This is a genomic window from Amycolatopsis sp. NPDC114505 (assembly GCF_055633615.1).
Window position 1 is genome coordinate 1,076,658 of sequence record NZ_JBVKDV010000002.1, and the last position, 18,987, is coordinate 1,095,644.

Annotated in this window: 16 protein-coding genes; 8 read left to right on the plus strand and 8 right to left on the minus strand. The window is 72.0% G+C overall.

Annotated features, from left to right (window positions below):
* Positions 1 to 196: 196 nt before the first annotated feature.
* Positions 197 to 625 (plus strand): hypothetical protein, encoded by a 429-nt coding sequence (locus ACZ7OU_RS23125; protein ID WP_470256630.1) that lies wholly within the window; start codon positions 197 to 199, stop codon positions 623 to 625.
* On the opposite strand, the gene ACZ7OU_RS23130 is transcribed toward ACZ7OU_RS23125, so the two are convergent.
* From ACZ7OU_RS23130 to ACZ7OU_RS23145, 4 genes are all read right to left on the minus strand, one after another.
* Positions 622 to 2,394 (minus strand): AfsR/SARP family transcriptional regulator, encoded by a 1,773-nt coding sequence (locus tag ACZ7OU_RS23130; RefSeq protein ID WP_470256631.1) that lies wholly within the window; start codon positions 2,392 to 2,394, stop codon positions 622 to 624. The two genes, ACZ7OU_RS23125 and ACZ7OU_RS23130, sit on opposite strands and share 4 nt — an antisense overlap.
* A gap of 94 nt (positions 2,395 to 2,488) precedes the next feature.
* Positions 2,489 to 5,272 carry an AfsR/SARP family transcriptional regulator gene (locus ACZ7OU_RS23135; RefSeq protein ID WP_470256632.1) on the minus strand — a complete coding sequence of 928 codons (2,784 nt, stop codon included), beginning with the start codon at positions 5,270 to 5,272 and terminating at the stop codon, positions 2,489 to 2,491.
* 162 nt (positions 5,273 to 5,434) lie between these two features.
* The gene (locus ACZ7OU_RS23140; protein ID WP_470256633.1) at positions 5,435 to 9,928 is read right to left on the minus strand and encodes an RHS repeat-associated core domain-containing protein; all 4,494 of its coding nucleotides are present in this window, start codon (positions 9,926 to 9,928) and stop codon (positions 5,435 to 5,437) included.
* A gap of 259 nt (positions 9,929 to 10,187) precedes the next feature.
* Positions 10,188 to 10,709 (minus strand): DUF6790 family protein, encoded by a 522-nt coding sequence (locus ACZ7OU_RS23145; protein ID WP_470256634.1) that lies wholly within the window; start codon positions 10,707 to 10,709, stop codon positions 10,188 to 10,190.
* A 56-nt stretch (positions 10,710 to 10,765) separates the two neighbouring features.
* Between ACZ7OU_RS23145 and ACZ7OU_RS23150 the strand changes: the two genes are divergently transcribed.
* Positions 10,766 to 11,185 carry a MarR family winged helix-turn-helix transcriptional regulator gene (locus tag ACZ7OU_RS23150; protein ID WP_470256635.1) on the plus strand — a complete coding sequence of 140 codons (420 nt, stop codon included), beginning with the start codon at positions 10,766 to 10,768 and terminating at the stop codon, positions 11,183 to 11,185.
* A gap of 80 nt (positions 11,186 to 11,265) precedes the next feature.
* Positions 11,266 to 12,030 carry a hypothetical protein gene (locus ACZ7OU_RS23155; RefSeq protein WP_470256636.1) on the plus strand — a complete coding sequence of 255 codons (765 nt, stop codon included), beginning with the start codon at positions 11,266 to 11,268 and terminating at the stop codon, positions 12,028 to 12,030.
* Here ACZ7OU_RS23155 and ACZ7OU_RS23160 read toward each other — a convergent pair.
* Positions 12,017 to 12,751, minus strand: coding sequence for an SDR family NAD(P)-dependent oxidoreductase (locus tag ACZ7OU_RS23160; RefSeq protein WP_470256637.1), 735 nt, complete (start codon positions 12,749 to 12,751; stop codon positions 12,017 to 12,019). The genes ACZ7OU_RS23155 and ACZ7OU_RS23160 overlap by 14 nt on opposite strands.
* A 92-nt stretch (positions 12,752 to 12,843) precedes the next feature.
* Between ACZ7OU_RS23160 and ACZ7OU_RS23165 the strand changes: the two genes are divergently transcribed.
* The 5 genes from ACZ7OU_RS23165 (at position 12,844) to ACZ7OU_RS23185 (ending at position 16,838) form a co-directional block, all read left to right on the plus strand.
* Positions 12,844 to 13,698, plus strand: a complete 855-nt coding sequence (locus ACZ7OU_RS23165) for a LysR family transcriptional regulator (protein ID WP_470256638.1) — start codon at positions 12,844 to 12,846, stop codon at positions 13,696 to 13,698.
* A 188-nt stretch (positions 13,699 to 13,886) separates the two neighbouring features.
* Positions 13,887 to 14,030 (plus strand): hypothetical protein, encoded by a 144-nt coding sequence (locus ACZ7OU_RS23170; RefSeq protein ID WP_470256639.1) that lies wholly within the window; start codon positions 13,887 to 13,889, stop codon positions 14,028 to 14,030.
* A 179-nt stretch (positions 14,031 to 14,209) separates the two neighbouring features.
* The gene (locus ACZ7OU_RS23175; protein ID WP_470256640.1) at positions 14,210 to 15,280 is read left to right on the plus strand and encodes a class I SAM-dependent methyltransferase; all 1,071 of its coding nucleotides are present in this window, start codon (positions 14,210 to 14,212) and stop codon (positions 15,278 to 15,280) included.
* A 61-nt stretch (positions 15,281 to 15,341) separates the two neighbouring features.
* Positions 15,342 to 16,112 carry an SDR family NAD(P)-dependent oxidoreductase gene (locus ACZ7OU_RS23180; protein ID WP_470256641.1) on the plus strand — a complete coding sequence of 257 codons (771 nt, stop codon included), beginning with the start codon at positions 15,342 to 15,344 and terminating at the stop codon, positions 16,110 to 16,112.
* A 138-nt stretch (positions 16,113 to 16,250) separates the two neighbouring features.
* Entirely contained in the window at positions 16,251 to 16,838 is a 588-nt protein-coding gene (locus ACZ7OU_RS23185; protein ID WP_470256642.1) for a hypothetical protein, read from the plus strand.
* Between the two features lie 29 nt (positions 16,839 to 16,867).
* Here the strand turns inward: ACZ7OU_RS23185 and ACZ7OU_RS23190 are convergent, their stop codons facing one another.
* The 3 genes from ACZ7OU_RS23190 to ACZ7OU_RS23200 form a co-directional block, all read right to left on the minus strand.
* On the minus strand, positions 16,868 to 17,470 hold the full coding sequence (locus tag ACZ7OU_RS23190; RefSeq protein ID WP_470256643.1) for an NADPH-dependent FMN reductase: 603 nt from the start codon (positions 17,468 to 17,470) through the stop codon (positions 16,868 to 16,870).
* Complete coding sequence (locus ACZ7OU_RS23195) at positions 17,467 to 17,922, minus strand: MarR family winged helix-turn-helix transcriptional regulator (protein ID WP_470256644.1); 456 nt, start codon at positions 17,920 to 17,922, stop codon at positions 17,467 to 17,469. Before ACZ7OU_RS23195 ends, ACZ7OU_RS23190 begins: the two co-directional genes overlap by 4 nt.
* Positions 17,923 to 17,985: 63 nt before the next feature.
* Positions 17,986 to 18,771 carry a hypothetical protein gene (locus ACZ7OU_RS23200; RefSeq protein ID WP_470256645.1) on the minus strand — a complete coding sequence of 262 codons (786 nt, stop codon included), beginning with the start codon at positions 18,769 to 18,771 and terminating at the stop codon, positions 17,986 to 17,988.
* Positions 18,772 to 18,987 lie beyond the last annotated feature (216 nt).

Here is an 18,987-nt window from a genome sequence, read left to right on the forward strand (position 1 = left end):
CGTTCAGGTTGCGGCGCGCCGCGCTCAGGGCGCGCACACGGCGCTGGCACGGGGGTGACAAGCGCGCACAGCGGCGCCCGCCGGGTGCCAGCGCGGTAAGGATCCGGTCAGCCCGATGCGCAAGCCGGTGGTTCAGCGTGGGAGCCGTCCGCGTCCCCGAACGCCGGACTTCGCTCGACCAACGGAGGAGATACGCATGCGTCGATCACCCGGGTCCCGCTCGATCGTCACGCGGGCCGCGAAAGCGTTGCTGGCCATGGGCGTGCTGCTCGTCGCCGTGGGGGTGGCCGCCCCGGCGGTGGCTTCCGCGGCACCCGCGAACACCGATGCGGCGGTCACCGCCGCCGCGCCGATGACCGGGCACTGGAACGTCGCCCCGCGGGCCACCGACGGGCAGCAGACCACGACCGCCGCCGTCTTCACGTGCAACTGGTTCTCCCGGTCGCCGTTCCAGATCGTCGACTTCACCTGCCAGGTCACCTCGGGCGCGATGCGGGTCTACATCATCTGCTCGAACGGGCAGCGCATCAACAGCACGGCCCTGCCGGCGGTGGGCACCTACAACGTCCGCCTGACCTGTCCGGGCGTGCGGGTGCAGACGATCGGCTGGGAGTCGCTCACCTAGGAACGTCGCGTCGGGTCCGGGGCGGTCGCCTCGGGCCCGACGGCCTCGGCGTAGCCCCGCAGCAGCTCGTGACAGCCGAAGCGGCCGGGAACGCGCTCGGTGACGACGTTGGCGAGCGTCAGCTCGGTCAGCACCGGCTCGACCTGCCGGGCCGGGACGCCGGCGAGGCCGGCCACAGCCGCGAGGGTGAGGTCGGGCCCGGAAACCGTGCCCAGCAAGCGGAACAGCCGGCGTGCCTCGGGACTCAGCGCGGCGTAGGACCAGGAGAGCACGGTGCGGAGATCGGTGCCCGGGTCGTCGCCGGACAGGGCCGACAGCCGGCAGCGGGCGTCGAGCAGCTCCCGCGCGAGGACGCCGAGCCGCAGCCGCGGCCGGGCGACCGCCCGGGCGGCCGCGATCGCCAGCGCCAGCGGCAGCCGCGCGCAGGCGGTCATGATGCCGGTGACCGCCGTGGGTTCGGCCTCGGTGCGCGCCCGGCCGAGACGGGCGTCCAGCAGCTGCCGTGCTTCGGCGTCGGACAGCAGGTCCAGCACGAGGAGCGGGACACCGTGCGCGACGGCCAGGCCGGTCAGCGTCGTGCGGCCGGAAACCAGGACGAGGCAGCCCGGGGTACCCGGCAGCAACGGCCGGACCTGCGCGGTGTCCCGGGCGTTGTCGAGCACGACGAGCATCCGCCGGCCGGCGAGCAGGCTCCGGTAGAGCGCGGCCCGGCCGTCCAGGTCGGCGGGTACGCGGCCGGCGGGCACGCCGAGGCCGTCGAGGAGCAGCCGCGCCGCCTCCGCGGGATCCCGCGGAGGCCCGGTCCGGTCGAACCCGCGCAGGTTCAGGTAGAGCTGCCCGTCCGGGAACCGGTCGCGGACCCGGTGGGCCCAGTGCACCGTGAGCGCGGTCTTGCCCACACCCGCGGTCCCGGACACCGCGAGCACGCCCCCGGCGACGTCCAAGCGGGCGATTTCGGCGCGCCGGCCCACGAACCCGGCGACGTCCGCCGGGAGCTGGGCCGGCACGACCAGCGGCCCGGCCGCGGCCGGCGCCCCCAGTGGGTCACCGCTCAGCAACGCCTGCCGGACCGTCCGCAGCTCACGACCGGGCTCGACGCCCAGCGTCCGGCGCAGGCGGTCGCAGGCGGCCCGGCACTCGGCGATCGCCTCCCCGGTCCGGTTGTCCGCGGCCAGGGCGCGGACCAGCGCCGTCGCGAGCGGTTCCGAGTGCGGGTGGTCGTCGACGAGGTCCCGCAGCACCGGGATGACGGCGGTGTGCGCACCGACGCGCCCGGCCTCACGAGCCCAGGCGACGGCCGCGTCCAGCCGTTCCAGCTGCCAGCTTTCCCGTTGCCGCGTCGCCCATTCGCCGCCGAGGCCGGCCAGGGGAGTGCCTCGCCACAGGTCCATGGCCGAGGCCAGCAGCGTGACGCGCCCGGGGCCGGGCCGTCGCGCGGCGGCGGCGAGCCGGCGGAACCGGTGCAGGTCCACCCGGTCGGGCTCCACGCGCAGCAGGTACCCGCCCGGCTGCCACGAGACCAGCGGTTCGGGTTCGCCGGCGGCGCCGGCCAGCACCTTGCGGAGTTCGGCGACGCGGGTCCACACGGCCTGCCGGGCGCGCAGCGGCGGGTGCTCGCCCCACACCCGGTCGATGAGCAGGGCCACCGGCACCGCCCGGGGCGCGGCCGTGGCCAGCACCGCCAGCATCACGCGCAGCTGCCGCCGTCCGGCCGGAACCGGGGTGCGCCCGGCGACCACCTCCACCGGGCCCAGCAACCTGATCTCCATCCGCCAGTCCCCCCGCGCTCGGCCCGTCGACGGGCACGGCAGACTGTGCGCCGTCCCGCTTCGGCCACGCTTTGGCACCGCTGATGTGTGCTGGTCAGCGCGTCGCGGCCGGCAACCGCCCGCCGAGCTCCGCCAGGGACCGGCGGACGCGGTCGGTGTCGGCCGTGCGGCACTGGATCCGGTAGAGCTCCAGCGCCTCCTGCCACTTCCGGCGGGCGGACTCGGGTTCGTCCAGCGCGAGGTGCGTCTGCCCGGCGAAATCCAGGACGGTGCCCTCGAAGTAGGAGTTCCCGACCTCGTGCAGCACGCCGGCGGCCTCGCGGTAGTGGCTGACGGCATCGCGGTAGTGGCCGGTGTGCTGGGCCAGGAAGCCGAGGATTCCCGTGGCCAGGCCTTCGTCTTCGCGATACCCGTGCCGGCGGGCCAGCACCAAGGCCGCCTCGGTGTGGGTACGGGCTTCCGCGAAGTCGCCGAGCCGGGCTCGGTACCAGCCCGACACCGTGAGCTCCCGGGTTTCCCCGGCCGGCATGCCGAGGGCCCGGTAGAGGCGCAGGGACTCGGTGGCGTGCTCCAGCGCCCGCCGGTCGGCGCCGCGCAGCGACCACGACCAGCCCAGCGCGTGGTGGGTGTACGCCTGCGCGGGAAGGTCGCCGCTGCGTTCGGCCAGCGCGAGGTGGTGCCCGGCTTCGGTGTGCTGCCCCAGCTCGGTGAAGATCGCGCCGAGGAGCTGGTGGGTTCCGGCGTGCACCGCGGGGTCGTCGAGCTCCTTCGCGGCTTCCTGCCCGGCCTTCCACGCGTCGAGCGCGGCGTGGAACCGGCCCCGGCGGTACAGGAAGGTCGTCTGCAGCCACGCGACCTGCCAGCGGACGGCCGCCCAGCCCCGGGCCGCGGCGAGACGTTGCAGGGCGAGCAGGTTGGGGTGCTCGGCGGCGAACCAGGCGAGCGCGGACGCCTGGTCGGCCAGCGGCACGACCTGGCAGCCGGGGTGGGGTTCGGCGAGCCGGATCGGCGGGAGCAACGGCTGGAGCAACCGGTCGCCGGCGTGCGCGGTGTGCAGGTAGAAGTCGGCCAGGCGGCGCAGCGCCGCGGTGCGGACCGGCTCGGGAAGGTCCTGCTCGGCGTGCTGCGCGGCGGCCAGCCGGACCAGGTCGTGCATCCGGATCCGGCCCGGATCGTACTGCTGCACCAGGGAAGCGTGCTCCAGCTCGCGCAGGAGCCCGAGCGCGCCGGCGGTGGTCCGCGCGAGCAGGCTCGCCGCGGCGGGGAGGCTGATGTCCGGCCCGGCGGCGAGCCCCAGCAGCCCGAACGCCGTCGCGGCGTCGGGGGACAGGGCGCGGTAGGACCACGACAGCACCGCACGCAGGTTGACGTCGGCGTCGGCGGTGTCCAGGGCGGCCAGCCGGCCGGCCTGGTCGCGCAGCTCGGCGGCCAGCGCGGCGAGCGGGAACCCGGGGTGGTGGCCGGCGCGGGCCGCGACGATGCCGATCGCCAGCGGAAGGCCCGCGCAGTAGCCGAGCAGCTCGGTGACGGCGTCGGGCTCGGCGGTGATCCGGTGGCGGTGGAGGTGCCCGACCAGCAGCTGCCGGGCCTCGGTGCCGGTCAGCACGTCGAGGGCGACCGGCCGGGCGCCGTGCGAGGTGACCAGGCCGTCGAGCCGGTGGCGGCTGGTGACCAGCACCGCGCACGTGGGACTGCCCGGCAGCAGGGGCACGACCTGGTCGGTGGCGCGGGCGTTGTCGAGCACGATGAGCAAGCGCTTTCCGGCGAGCACGCTGCGGTACAGCCCGACCTGCGCGTCCCATTCCGGTGGGGTGGCCTCGACCGCGACACCGAGGGCGTCGAGGAACCCGCGCAGCGCGGTCGCCGCCGGCACGGGCTCGCCGCCGGGGTCGAACCCGCGCAGGTTCACGTACAGCTGCCCGTCGGGGAACGCCTCGAGGTGCTCGTGGGCCCAATGCACCGACAGCCACGTCTTGCCGATGCCGCCGGACCCGGTGACCACGGCGACGGGCACGCCCCGGCCCGGCTCGGTCAGCGCGGCGGTGACGTCGGCGAGCGCGGCGGCCCGGCCGGTGAACGACCGCGGCGCCGCGGGCAGCTGGCGCGGCACGGGTGCGGCTGTGCCCGAGGAGACCGTGAGCGCCGGATCCGTGGCGAGGATCCGGTGGTGCAGGCGCCGCAGCGGCGGGCCCGGATCGGTGCCGAGCTCGTCGGCCAGCCGGGTCCGGAACCGCTGGTAGTGCTCGAGGGCGTGGGCGGCGCGGCCGTCGCGGTAGAGCGCGAGCATCAGCTGGGCGGCCAGCCGTTCGTCGAGCGGGTCGTCGCGGGCCCGCTCGGCCAGGCCGGGCAGCAGCGCGGCGTGGTCGCCCTGGCGGAGCCGGATGTCGGTGAGCTCGAGCTCGGCGGTGCCGCGCTGCCGGAAGAGCGACGTGCGACACTCGGCCAGCCAGGGGATGTCCAAGCCGGCAAAGGGTTCTCCCCGCCAGAGTTCCAGGGCTTCGCCGAACAGCGCCACCGCGCGCGGGTCGTCGCCGGCCGTGCGCGCGTCGGCGACCAGCCGGTGGAACCGGTGCAGGTCGACGGTGCCGGGGTCGGCGGTGAGCTGGTACCCCGTGCGCTGCCAGGTGATCGCGAAACCCGGCACCGGCGCCAGCGCGGCGCGCAGCACGGCGATGCTGTGCTGGATCGCCCCGCGCGGCCGTTGCGGCAGGCGCCGGTCGCCCCAGACCCGATCCACCAGCCGGTCGACCGCCACGATCTGGTTCACCTCGACCAGCAGCAGCGCCAGCACGGCCTTCAGCTGCGCGTAACCGACGTCGAGCGGCTCGCCGTCGAGCCGGACCTCGACCTGGCCGAGCAGACGGAACTCCACGGTCATCGGGCCGGCCCCCTCCACCCACCGTCCAGCCTTGCGGTCTCCTGTCCTAGCGGATCCCGGCGACGCGGCTCAACCGTTACCCCCGGGATACGCCCAGGATGGCGATGACCGCCGCGCATCCGGTCAGGACGGGGAACCGGCCTTGGCTCCGCCGGTTCCCGCTCAGCGGATCGGGTTGGGGGTGATGTCCTGCGCGAACAGGTTCCCGTTCTTCCCTCCGACGTGCACGTGGTACCCGCGGCCGCCGACGCTGACCGTGATGTGGGGCCTCGGGTCCGCGCCGCCCGCGGCGCCGCCCAGGCCGCCCTGGTGGATGCCCGCCGTCTGCTGCCAGCCGCGGCCCTCCTGCATCTGCTTCAGCAGCTCCTTCGCGCGGCGTGAACCTTCGCCGCGGCCGGCGGCGAGGTTCTCCAGGATGCCGACGAACTTCTTGTCGCTGATCTCCGTCACCGGGACGTTCGCGTTGCCGTGGAAGACCGGCTGGCCCGGGCGGTTGTTGGCCAGCACCGGGTTGTTCGCCTTGCCGCCCTTGCACTTCTTGGTGTTGAGGCCGACCGGGTCGAGCCAGCCGGTCGGGTTGCGGACGTAGGCGTGCGGGTTGGTGCCGCCACCGAGGCCGATCGGGTCCGGGCTGATGTAGCGGCCCGTTTCCGGTTCGTAGTACCGGTTCACGTTGTAGTGCAGGCCCGTCTCGGCGTCGAAGTACTGGCCGGGGAACCGCAACGGCGTCGGCGCCGCGGCCGCGGTTTCCACGCCCCACAGCGTCTGCGCCGCGTACCAGGCGATCCGGCCGGTCTCGTCCACCAGCTCCGCCGGGCTGCCGACCAGGTCGGCGACGACGGCGTGGAACTGCTCGTCGACGCCGCCGTCCGCGCGGGACCGGCGGTCCAGCACGCTCACCGGCACCGGCCGGTCCAGCTCCCAGTCCCACGTCGTGACCCGGGCCGGCGCCCCGGCCGTCGTGACGATCTCCTCGGCCGGGAGGATCCCGTCCCAGACGAACAGGGTCTCGGCGGCCACCGTGCCGTCCGGCCCGATCAGGCGCTTGGCCACCCGGCGCCCCAGCGCGTCGTAGGCGTAGTGCCACTCGCCGCCGTCCGGGGTGCGCACGCGCTCGAGCCGGTCGTCGGCGTTCCAGGCGAACGTCCACTCGCCGCCCGGCTGCTGCCGCCCGGTCAGGCGACCCAGCTCGTCGTAGCGGTAGTGGACGTCGCCGGCGCGCCGGACCTGCGTCCCGCTGTACTCGCGGGAACCCGCGGCGGGGTGCGGCGCGGTCCAGTCGGCGGTGGTGACGTTGCCCATCGCGTCGTACGCGTAGCGCTCGCTGCCCGTCGCCCGGTGCAGCCCGGTGATGCGGCCCAGCCGGTCCAGCGAGAACTCCCGGCGACCGGAAAGCAGATCGTCGACGCCCGCGAGCACGCTGTCCGCCCGGTGCCGGTACGCGCGTCGCTGCCGCGGCTGCCCGTCCGCCCCCGCGACGACCTGTTCGACCAGCCGGTCGTTCGCGTCCCAGGTCTGGGCCAGCGTCGCCGCGCCGAAGACGCGCCGGACCTCGCGCCCGGCCGCGTCGTGCGCGAACCGGATCGACCGGCCCGCGGTGCTCAGCTCGGCCGGTGCGCTCGCCGCGTCGTAGGCCCAGGTGCTCGTGACGCCGGTGGCGGTGCGACGCGCGGTCCGCAGCCCGCTGCGGTCGTAACCGGAGCGGACCTCGCGGCCGTCGCAGCTTTCGGCCACCACGCGCCCGAGCCGGTCGTAGGCCAAGGTCAGGTCGGCGTCGGCGTTCTTCGCCCGCACCAGCCGGTCCGCGGCGTCGTAGGAGTACGTCGTGACGCTGTTCCCACGCCGTTTTCCGGTCATCCGGCCCAGCGCGTCCCACGAATACGTCGTCGGGGCCCCGGTGCCGGGAGTGCTTTCGACGAGCTGCCCGGCGGCGTCGCGGACGTAGTCGACGACCCGGCCGTCGAAGTCGGTCTCCCGCACGACCCGCCCGGCCGCGTCGTGCTCGATCCGCCACCGCGCGCCGGCGGCGTTGGTGACCGCGACGAGCCGCAGTTCGGTGTCGTACTCGAACCGGGTGCGGCTGCCGTCCGGGGCGATCTCGCAAATGGGCAGGTCGAACGGCCCGAAGTCGGTGCGCGTGACGGCGCCGGTGGCGTCCGTGTACTCGACCGCGTTGACCTCGCCGTCGTAGGTGAAGCGCTCCACCGAGCCGTCCGGGGCGGTGCGCTTCCACAGCTCGCCTTCGACCGTCCAGGCGTACGTCGTCGTGTGGCCCGTCGGGTCGGTGACGGACTCGATGCGGCCCAGCCGGTCGTAGGTGTAGGACGTGCGGCCGCCGGCCGGGTCCAGCACCGTCCGGGGCTTGCCCAGCGCGTCGCACTCGATCCCGGTGGTGCGGCCCTCTTCGTCGGTGAACGAGCTGAGCGCCCCGCGCGGGCCGTAGCCGTAGCGGCGGACCCCGCCCATCGGGTCGGTGGTCGCGACGAGCCGCCCGGAGTCGTCGTAGTCGTAGGCCCAGACCGCGCTGTCCGGCTCGACGGTCGCTTGCGGGCGCCCCCGCGGGTCGAAGCGGACGCTGCGCACGCTGCCGTCCGGGCGGGTTTCCGACGTCCGCCTGCCGTGCTCGTCGTAGCCGTAGCGGGTGACGCGGCCCAGCGGGTCGGTGCAGGCGAGCAGCCGGTCGTGGCGGTCCCACTCGTAGGCCGTGACGCCGCCGAGCGGGTCGATCTCCCGGACGAGCTGGAACTCCTCGTTCAGCTCGTAGGCGGTGGTGTGCCCGAGCGAGTCGGTGGCGCGGTTGACGCGGTTTTCCCGGTCGTAGGCGAAGGTGTAGCTGAGGACCCCGCGCGGCCCGGTGCCGCGGACGCAGCGGTCGCGTTCGTCGTAGGTGAACTCGTAGCCCCAGCCGTTGCGGTCCTGCCAGCCGGCGATGCGACCGGCGTCGTCGTAGGCGAACCGGTACGGCCGGCCCGACGAGTTGATCACCTCGACCAGGTGCGCCCGCTCGTCGTAGGCGAACCGGGCGAGGGTGACGCGGTCGTCGTCGTGCCCGCCGACGGAGGCGAGCTCGGTGATCCGGCCGTCCACTGTGGTCACCGCGACGCGGTGCCCGGCCGAGTGCCGGACTTCGCGCAGGGTTCCGTGCGCGTCGCGGTCGAAGGCGATCCGGTTGCCGTCGGCGTCGGAGATCGCGGCCAGCCAGCCGGTGTCGCCGCCGGCGGGGAAGTGCAGGGAGCGGCCGAGGTCCGGCTGGTCCAAAATGTACTCGTCGCCGAGCCGCCGCAGCGGCCACCAGGGGCCGTCCACCGGCGTGACCGCCGCCGCGCCCGGGACCGGGTAGACGAGCAGGGTGCCGTCCTCGACGGCGAAGTCGACGCGCCCGTCGCCGGTTTCCAGGCGCTGGTCGGCGGTCGACGCCCACGACCGTCCGAAGTGGACACCGCTGCGGTAGCCGGAGAAGTGGCTGCGGTCCAGCACGAGCGACAGGACGCCGTCGATCTCGACGTCGGTCTGGGCGAGCATCATCCGCCCGGTCGTCATGTCGATCGGGTCGCCACTGCCGGGGCGGCAGTCGGTCGGGGTCGAGTTTTCCTTGGGAACGCCGTTGTTGTCGGCCAGCCCGCCGTCCTTCGGCTTGCCCCCGCCGTCTTTTGGCTTGCCTCCGCCCGGGGTGTCCGGGCCCTTACCTCCACCGGAAGGAGTGGTGTCGCCGTTCGGGTCGCCGGGGCCCTTGGACGCGGGCGGCGGGTCGCCCTTCGGCGGGGTGTGGTCCCCGGACGGGGTGGTGTTGTCGCCCTTCGCACCCGAGGTGGTGGTGCTGTCGCCACCCTTGCCGTTGGGGCCGTCGAGTCCCTTCGGGTTGCCCTTGATGTCGGCGTGCTTGGGCGGCGGCGCGGCCTTGCCCGGCTTGATGTTCTTCAACGCCTTCGCCGCGTCACCGAACAAGTCACCGGCCCGCTTCAACAGCGGGACCAGCGCCTTGAGCGCGGTCACCAGCCGCTTGACCAGATCCGCGATCTTCGACGCGGTCTTCGCCACCGCACCGATCACCTGCGGGACGACCCACGTCATACCGATGCCGAGGGTGAAGATCACCTGGAGTGCCCAGCTGATCAGGTGACCGATCAGCTCCGCGATGATGTCACGCACCAGCGCCCGCACCGCCGCGACGACCTCACCGGCGGTCTTCACTCCGCTGGAAGCGCCTTCACAGCCCTTTTGGGCGGTTTCCAGCAACGTGACCGTGTCCTGGGCGCGCTGCCGGTAAGTGTCCCCGGCGGTCCCGGCCCACGACGTCGTGTCCGCTTTGACCATCCCGGTCAGGTCTTCCCCGACGCTGCCCAGTTCGGTCGCGATGTTCTTCCAGGTCTCCGACTGTGCGGCGATCTCGTCGGCGTTGCCGGTCAAGCCGTTGAGAGCTTCCTTCAGCGGACCGACGTGTTCGATCAGCCACCCGACCCCGGCGGCGAGGATCGCCCCGAACGGGTCCATGGCCATGGAGAGGGCGTCCAGGGCGGTACCGACGGCACCCATCGCGACCGACGCCCAGTCGCCGCTCTCGATGGCGGATTTCAGGTCGGCCGCCGTCTCCAGCAGCGAAATCCCCGAGTACGCCTTGGTGGAATCTTTGGTTTCCGCGACCAGCGGGTTGCTCACTACGCGACCTTTCCGACGCTTTCCGTGAACCGAATCACCACGGGGAGTTCTCCGACGGCACGCGCGGGCCGGATTCCGCGACCGCAGTTATCCGTCATGCGCTCACGCCCCCTCCGAAAGAGATCACTCGGCGGGAGGATAGCAATGCCGCCACGACTGCTGTAGAGGTCGGTGCCGGGCTGCCCGAACGGCCACGGTCCGTGACTCAACGGGCAACGGCAACCCGATGCGGTGAGCGCTACGTCCTTCGTGAGTCGGTTCAGGCGGCGACAGGACCGGCCGGCTGAGGCGCGGCGGCCAGACGCCGGGAGCGCACGGCGAGGACGATCATGACCGCCGGGATGAGCAGGTCGCTGACAAGGACGCCACCGGTGTTGCCGGGCGCGTGGTCGCCGGCGAACCACTGATAGAGGTGGCCGGCCAGCGCGCCCCACAGGAACATGCCACCGCCGAGGCCGATGGTGATGCGCTCGCGCGCCGACGCCGAAGCGGCGCGGTAGCCCATGACGGCCAGCCCGAGGTTGGCGAAGGCGATCTCGAACAGGAAAGGCGTCCGGGGAAAGCCGATCGCGGTGGCCATGACGTCGGGGAAGGCGAGGAACGCGACCGTCATCCAGAGGCTGCCGACGCCGAAGGCGCCGATGGCCCACCAGCGCTGCCAGATCTCCAGTCGTTCCCGGGCGGAGGTGGCGTGGCGGGCTCGCACGAAGGCGCCGATGGCCGGGACCAGGATCCAGACCAGGGGAAAGGCTGACTGGGCGACGTAACCGAAGTTGTCCATGCCCCGAATCTTGCATGGTTAACATTAACTAGTCAACACTCTGTTAGGCTGGCGACGTGGACGAAGGACTCGCAGACTTGCTGCACCGCGTGGTGATGTTGCTGGGCGAAGCAGCCCGGCGCCGCACCGACGGCCAGGACGGCCTGACGTACAGCCAGATCCGGCTGCTGGGCACGCTGGAGGACATCGAACCGGCAACGCAACACCGCCTGGCGCAAGCGTTGTCGGTATCGGACCCGGCGATCAGCCGCGCTTTGCGTCCCCTGGAGGAGGGCGGCTTGGTGCAGGTCGTCGTCGACCCCACTCATGCGCGTCGACGCCTGGTGACGCTGACTGCTGTCGGCCGGAAAGCGTTCCAGGACAACGGAAAGCCGCTCTACGACGAGTTCCGTTCGGCGCTGGTCGCCGCCGGGTTCCCTTATGAGCGCTACCTCGAAGACACGGTTCGGCTGGCCGAGCTCCTCGAGTCCGACTGACCACGGCTCACCATAGGCTGCACGGGCTCCGGCCGTGGGTGCAAGACTGGGCGACAACGGACGACGCGAAGGAGCTCGCTGTGGCCTCTGATGCCCTTGAACGACCGGTCCCGGCGTCGAGCGGGCCGGGGCCGGCCCTCGAGTTGCTGGACAAGGCCATCGGCTTGCAGACACCACTGGTGCGCAAGAACATCGCCCGGGCCCGTCAGCGCAACCCGGAAGCGACACCGGCGGAGGTCGTGCGCACCCTGGAGCGGATGTACGTCAGTGCTCTGACGAGCACCGGGGCCGCGGTCGGGGCCACGGCGGCCGCGCCTGCCGTCGGCACCGGAGTCGCCTTGGCGTTGTCGGCGGGGGAGGCCTTCTCTTCGCTCGAACTGAGCGCCCTGTTCGTGCTCTCGGTCGCCGAAGTCCACGGCGTTCCGCTGGACGAGATCGAACGCCGGCGGACACTGGTCATGGGGATCCTGCTCGGCCAGTCGGGTTCCTCGACCATTGTCGGCAAGGCCGCCGAACGCACCGGTAAGCACTGGGCCGCCCAGCTCGTCAACAAGGTGCCCGCGACGGCACTGCGCCAGATCAACAGCGTCCTGGGCAAGAACTTCGTCACCAAGTACGGCACCAGGCAGGGCATCATCGTGCTCGGCCGGGTGGCTCCGTTCGGCATCGGCGCGGTGATCGGCGGTGGCGCCAACGCGACCGTGGCCGCCCTGGCCGTCCGTGCCGCCCGACGCGCGTTCGGCCCCGCGCCTGAGTCATGGCCCGAGGCAGAGCCGGATCCCGTGCCTCCCGCACCAGCTGACGATCGGTACGTCGAAGGGGCCGGCCGGATCACCACGGGATGACGCCGTCGTCGTTGAAGAAGGAGTCGGTCGGTCCGCCGTCAGGCAGGGTGGCGAGGCGAATCGCGATGGCCGCGGCCTCCCGAGCCGGACGCCCTCGGAAACCGGAGAAATCGGTCGCCACCAGGCCCGGGCAGGCGGCGTTGATGAGGATGCCCGTGCCGGCGAACTGCCGCGCGTAGTGCACGGTGACGGCATTGAGGTACGACTTCGTCGGCGCGTAGGCCGCCATGATCGGGCCGACTTCGACGTCCGGGTCCGCCTGCAACGTCACCGACCCGACGCTGCTCGAGATGGTGACGATGCGCGGAGAGGCCGCGCGCCGCACGAACGGCAGCATCGCGTTGGTCACCCGGATCACGCCGTAGACGTTGGTCTCCACGATCTCGCGCACGACGTCGAGGTCGAGCGTGGTCGGGTCCTGCATCCACCCCGGTCCCATCTCTCCGGAGATGCCGGCGTTGTTGACCAGGGCGTCCAGGCGTCCGCCTTGACGTCCGACGAGTTCCGCGGCCTCGGTGACGCTGCGGTCACTGGTGACGTCCAAGGGGACCGCGAACGCGTCCAACCCGTTGGCCTGCAACGTCTTCACGGCCGCCTCGCCCCGCGCCTCGTCGCGGGCACCCACCGCCACGCGGTAGCCCTTCGCGCCCAGCCCCGCGGCGATCTCGTAGCCGAGTCCCTTGTTCGCGCCGGTCACCAGCGCGAGCTTCTTGTCGCTCATGACCTCGATCCTGCCCACCCGGCGAGCGGTGTCCCAACACCGATCAGGTGCGCTGTCATACCCGCCCGGTATCACCGCAGTATCGTGGTGCGGTGGACACGCTGGAGACCCGCGAGCTGAGGTACTTCGTCACCGTCGCCGAGGAACTGCACTTCAGCCGGGCGGCCGAGCGCCTCGGCATCGCTCAGCCGCCCTTGTCCCGGGCGATCCAGCAGCTCGAACGGCGTCTCGGCGTCACCCTGCTCGAACGCAACCGCCGCGGCGTCACCCTCACCAACGCGGGCCGGGTGCTGCTCGGCGAGGCCCGCGTCATCCTCGAGGGAGCCGCCGCGGCCGTCCGCCGCACCCGCCGCGCCGCGTCCGCCCCGAACGGCCTGACGCTGGCGACGAAGGCCGGCGCGAATCACGAGCTGTTGCGGAAGCTTCTCGACGCCCACGCCGCCGAGCCCGACGCGGCCGAAATCGAGGTGCTGCTGTGCGGAATGGGAGAACAGGCGCCGATGCTGCGAGACGGCCGCGCCGACGTGGCGCTCATGCAGCGCCCTTTCCACGACCTCACCGGGTTCGACACCGAAGACCTGCTGACCGAGGAGCAGATCGCCATCCTGCCCGCGGGGCATCCCCTCGCCACACGCACATCGCTGACCATGGCTGACATCAGCGATCTGGCGGACCTACCGCTCGCCCGCTGGCCTTGCGACGGCGGCGCGTACTCACCTGGCCCGGGCCCCGAGATCCACGACCAGTCCCAGCTGGCGCAGCTGATCGCCCTCGGGCACACGGTCGCCGTCACGGACGCGTCCGCCCGATCTTGGCTGTGGAGCGCACATGTCGCCGTTCCGCTGACCGGCGTATCTCCTGTCACGACGGTTCTCGCCTGGCCTGCTCACAGCCGCTCCCTGGCCATCGCCGGGCTCGTCCGCACGGCAGGTCACCTGTTCCGGTAGCTTTCAGTCGGCTGCCGGTGAGGGCGGGCGCGGGAGCCCTCCGCGACGACGGTTTCGTGCAGGGCGGCGAAGAACTGGGGCGTCGCCCCAGCCGATGCCACGGGTCTCGGAGGTCGCCGCCCGGACCGGGCTCGCGCAGAACTAGGTGTCGAAGACGGTGACCAGGCTTCGCGCGGATCGCAACGGCCATGCCACGCGAGGTGTTCAGCGCCCGGGGCGCCCGCTCGATCGGCCCGGCACTGGCGAGCGACGACGAACCGGAGCAGCTGCGGCGGACGATCACGTTGCTGGACGAACTCACGACACCGCTGCTCGGCCCCGAACGGCCGTGACGGATCGGCCGCGGCCGTTGCGGCGCCTCGCGGCGTGCCGGTACCGGATCCTGTCAGGTGGCGCCATGCGGCTGCGCGACACGGAACAGCTGACCGTTGTTGTCGATGGGCAACGTGCCGGAATTTTGGTCCGTTCGACGGTGCACCTCCCGCTGGTCCGCGCACTAGGCTCCGCCTCCATGATCGAGGACGACACGCCAGCCGATCCGGTCGCCTCGCGCCGTCCGGCCTATCTGGAGGACCTGGCCGGCGGTGTGGATCGGTTCTTCGAGCCTCGCCGGACCGGCTGTCCGTGGTGCGGCTCCGGTGCGCTTCGGGGCCGGTTGCGCACGACCGACCTGCTGCAGCACAAGCCGGGCCGGTTCCTGCTCGACGAATGCCGGGACTGCGGGCACGTCTTCCAGAACCCCCGGCTGAACCCGGACGGGCTCGAGTTCTACTACCGGGACTGCTACGACGGGCTCGGCGAAAAGAACATGACCGGGATGTTCGAAGGCAACCGGGCGGGCTATCGCTCCCGGGCCGAGCTGGCCCGGGACGCCGGCGCGTCGGGGGAGTGGCTCGACGTCGGCATGGGACACGGGCATTTCTGCCAGGAAGCTGCCGCGGTGCTGCCCGGCGTCAAGTTCGACGGTCTCGATCTCGGCGACGCGGTGGACCTGGCGCGTCGGCAGGGCCGGATCCGCACCGGCTACCGGGGCTCGTTCGTGGACTTGGCCGAGGAGCTCGCCGGGCGCTACGACGTGGTCAGCATGTACCACTACCTGGAACACACCACGGAACCCCGGCGAGAGCTGGCGGCGGCGATGACGGTGTTGCGGCCCGGCGGGCTGCTGGCGATCGAGCTGCCCGATCCGGAATGCCGCTGGGCGAAGGTGCTCGGCCGGTGGTGGATGCCGTGGCTGCAACCCCAGCACCTGAACCTGATGCCGATCGGCAACCTCCGGGCCGAGCTGGCGGCCCGCGGGTTCACGGTGGTCGCCGAGCAACGTGCCGAGCCGCATTCCGCCATCGACGTGCTGGCCGCGTCGATCATGGCGGTCAACGCCCTGACGATCGCCGGGGAAGATCTTCCGTGGCGGAGCGCGCCGCCATCGCGGTGGCGGCGGATCCTGCGCAAGGCCACGTTCGTCGCGTGCGTGCCGTTGTTCGTACTGGCCGCGGCGGCGGACCGGATCAGTGCACCCTTCGGCCGGCGGCGCGGGTGGTCCAACGCGTACCGGGTGGTGGCCCGCCGGGACGCCGCGTAACCCCCGCATCCGTCCGGGGAACGCCCTTTGCTTGCCCGGCGCGGTGTTCTAAGGTCGCGTCATGCTGCTGGCGGGAAAGGTCGCCCTGATCACCGGAGCGAGCACCGGGATCGGCGCCGCGTCCGCGCGGCTCTTCGCCCGGGAAGGCGCGGCCGTGGTGCTGAGCGCGCGTTCGGCGGACAAGCTCGCCGCGCTGGTCGAGGAGATCCGGGCCGCGGGAGGGCAGGCCGCCGCGGTCGTCGCCGACGTGGCCCGGGACGCGGACTGCGAAGCGGCCGTCGCCGCGGCGGTCGAGGAGTTCGGACGGCTCGATGTGGCCTTCAACAACGCGGGCGTCGGTCCGGAGGGAACGCCGCTCGCGGACACGTCACCGGAGGCGTGGCAGGCGGCGCTCGCGACCAACCTGACCGGCGTCGCGCAGTGCCTGCGACACGAAATCCGCGCGATGCGAGCGGCCGGCGGCGGCGCGATCGTCAACAACGCCAGCACAGCCGCGTTCTTCGGAACCGCTTTCTCCGCCGCGTATTCCGCATCCAAGCACGGCGTGGTCGGGCTGTCGAAGTCGGCGGCCGCCGAGTACGGCGCGTCGGGGATCCGGGTCAACGTCCTGAACCCCGGCGTCACCGAAACCCCGCAGACGGGGCCGTGGCTCGACTCGGTCCCCGGCGAGCGCGACCGGGTCGCCGGGTGGAACGCGCTGAAGCGGCTGGCCCGCCCGGAGGAAGTGGCCGAGGCGGCGGCGTGGCTGCTGTCGGACCGCGCCTCGTTCGTGACCGGCGCGGAGCTGGCCGTGGACGGCGGTTACACGGCGATCGCGCCGTACGTCGGCTGATGTCTCGCCGCCGGCTTTCGCCCTACCGGACGGCCGAGGACGCTTCAACAAACCGGCAGCAGAACTTGTCGGCGTAGTCGACCAGCACTCGCTGACGGGTCCCCCGTCGCGGCATGACAGACGTTGGTGCTTGGGCGAGTGGCGGGGTTGCTCGTTGGCGAGGAAGCGGTTTCAGGTGCCTGCCGCGAGCGAGATTCGCAGCATGATGCCACTTCTGGCCCGGTGGTTGCGCCAGGCACCATTCATCCGCTCTTCAGGCACGCCCGAAGGAAACCACGTGCCAATCCCGGGTGTGCGGGACAGCCGACGTCGCCCGCCGCCGACCAGGTGCGCGACGCGGGATCCGACGGACCTGCCCCGGTCGAACCATCGGCCGACCGGTTCCTGCCGAGCCTCGCGGCGTTCCTGCCGGCGCTGGCGCAGGCGGTGCCGTCGATCATCAGCCTGTTCGCCGGGCACACCAAGGGCCTCCTCGGCGAGGAGCGCGGCCGGTCGACCTCGTCGACGACGAGTCCGTCTCGCGTGACCTGCCGAAAGGCAGCGAAGACGTCGCGGCCGGTTCCTCGGGCGCTGCTGCAGACGTTCTTCGGGCCGCGTGACATCCGGCCGCCGTCGATCACGAGTCCCGAGTACGGCGAGAAGTTCGGGTGGTCGCTGAGGGCGAGTCCGCATATCGGCTACTCAAGACTGGGCGACAGGGCCTGGTCCGGTCACCCCTTGACATAAAGGGGAGTCATGAGCGTTCGTTGGATGGGTTACCCGGTCGCCTTACTGCCGGCATCCTTCAGGGGCTTGAGCGCGCGGGCGTGAGCCACGAGGTCGTGCAGGGACGCTGACGCGAACTCGGCGACGCGGCGTGCCCGATCGGATTGCTCGGCCACTTCGCCGGTGGGGCTGATGAGTCGGTCGGCGTGGGCGAGGGGAAGACTCTTGGGTACTGGGAGCATGCCCGCTTTGCTGAGCGCCAGACGCAGTTGCTGGCTGGCCAGGGTTCCGCCGTGTGCGGTGGTGGAGTACGACACGATCGACGCGGGTTTGCCGGTGGCTTCGGTGGCCAGGAAGTCCAGGGCGTTCTTCAGAGCTGCCGGTGGTGCGTGGTTGTACTCGGGTGTCACGAAGACGTAGGCGTCGGCGGCCGCCATGGCCGTGAGCCAAGCCCTTACGACCGGGGATGGCCGGCGGTCGGGATTGGCCAGCGGCGCGAGTGGCTCGTCGAAGAACGGCATCGGATGGTCGGCGAGGTCGAGCAGGGCGAACTCGGCGTCGTCGACGAGGGCTGCCTTGTTCATGATGAACCGGCTGACGCGGTCGCCGAGGCGTCCGGGCCGGGTGCTGCCGAGGATGACCTCGATTCTCATCGCCGCTCCTCGGTCTCCAGAAGTTCGCACAACGTCTTCAGGGTTCGGATCGTGGTGGACATGGCGGCGTCGGTCATCTGCTCGCCGCCGAGCTTGTCGTACTCGCGTTGCACGGCCAGCCCTTCCTGCACGAGGGACCGGCCTGCGGGGGTCAGCGTCAACGCGTGCTCACGACGAGACGCGGATGAGGCCGCGACGGCCAGCCACCCGCGTTGCCGGGCCGTCTCGACGTGGCGGCTGACCGCGCCTTTCGTCAAGCTCAGGAGGTCGGCGATCTCCTGTTGGGACGGGGGGACTTCGTCGGCTTCGCCGATCGACCGCAGCACGAGGAACTGTGTTCGTCCGATGCCGATCCGCTGCTGGAACCGGCGATCGCCGGCTCGTTCACTGAGCAACGCCGCCCGGTGCAGGTAACGCATGAGGTCCCGATGCAGGGACGATTGCGGACTCATTCTTGTAGTATACGTGTGAACAGTTCACATGTGAACAGTAGGCGGAATCACCGCGCCGCGGCGTTACGTGGTTGGCCGAGGGGCGGGGATTTCGGCGTCGAGCACGATCGTGCCGGTGGTGTCGGTGGCGAGCAGAGTCAGGCGTCCGGAGTGCGCAGGGGGTGCCGGAGACCACTGCATTCGCTGCCGGTCGAGATGGTCTCCCGATTCGCCCGTGCCGCCGGTCCGGCGGTACGCGGTGCCCTGCTCGTCGCGTAGTTCCCAGGTGAGCTCGGCCAGTGGCGAGCCGACGGCCGCCCGGCCCGGTCGCTCGGTGGCTTGCCCGCGGCGTTGGCGTTTCATCCACTCCAGGTGCTCACGCGAGGCCCGCGCGCGCCTGTCGCGGTGCTCCGGGCCGGGGTCGGTGTAGAGGTCGACCAGAAACCGGTCGCTCCACAGCTCCGCCGAAATCAGTGTCACCGGCCGTCCGCCGAGGTGACCGAGTTGCCGCGGCCCCACCAGCACATCCCGCAACGTCGGTGGCTCGGCCGGCTCGGGGGCGACAACCGGCGCCGAACCCGCCCGCATAGCCACGGGAGCGAAAGCGCTCGTGGCCGTCGAGGACGACACCGACCGGATTTCCGGTCTGATCCCGGCCTCCTCGAGGGCGTCGAGCGCGGCGCTTTCCTGCTCGTCGGTGAGCACGCCGGTATCGCCGAGCGCTTCGACCTGCGCCGCGAGCCGACTTCCCAGCATGCGCAACGGATCCACCGAAACCACACCGGCAGACCCTTCGCGCCGAGCACGGCTCACCCCGGCCACAGCCGGTCGGAAGACTTGCGCCAACCACTGTTCCCCGGACAGCATCACGACTCCATTTTACCGTTGCCCCCAAGCCGATAATCTCGTCGGCACGACCGGACGTGAACGCCAAGGACCGTCCCGTCACTGCGAGAGGGACGCTCGCAGCCGGCCGATGACTCGCAGGATCTCGGTGCGGTGCTTGGCCGATTTCATCCATTCCGGAAGCCGGGCCAGCATAGTCATCCCGGGACGTTCGCCGCGCTCGCGGAGCCGGGCACCGAC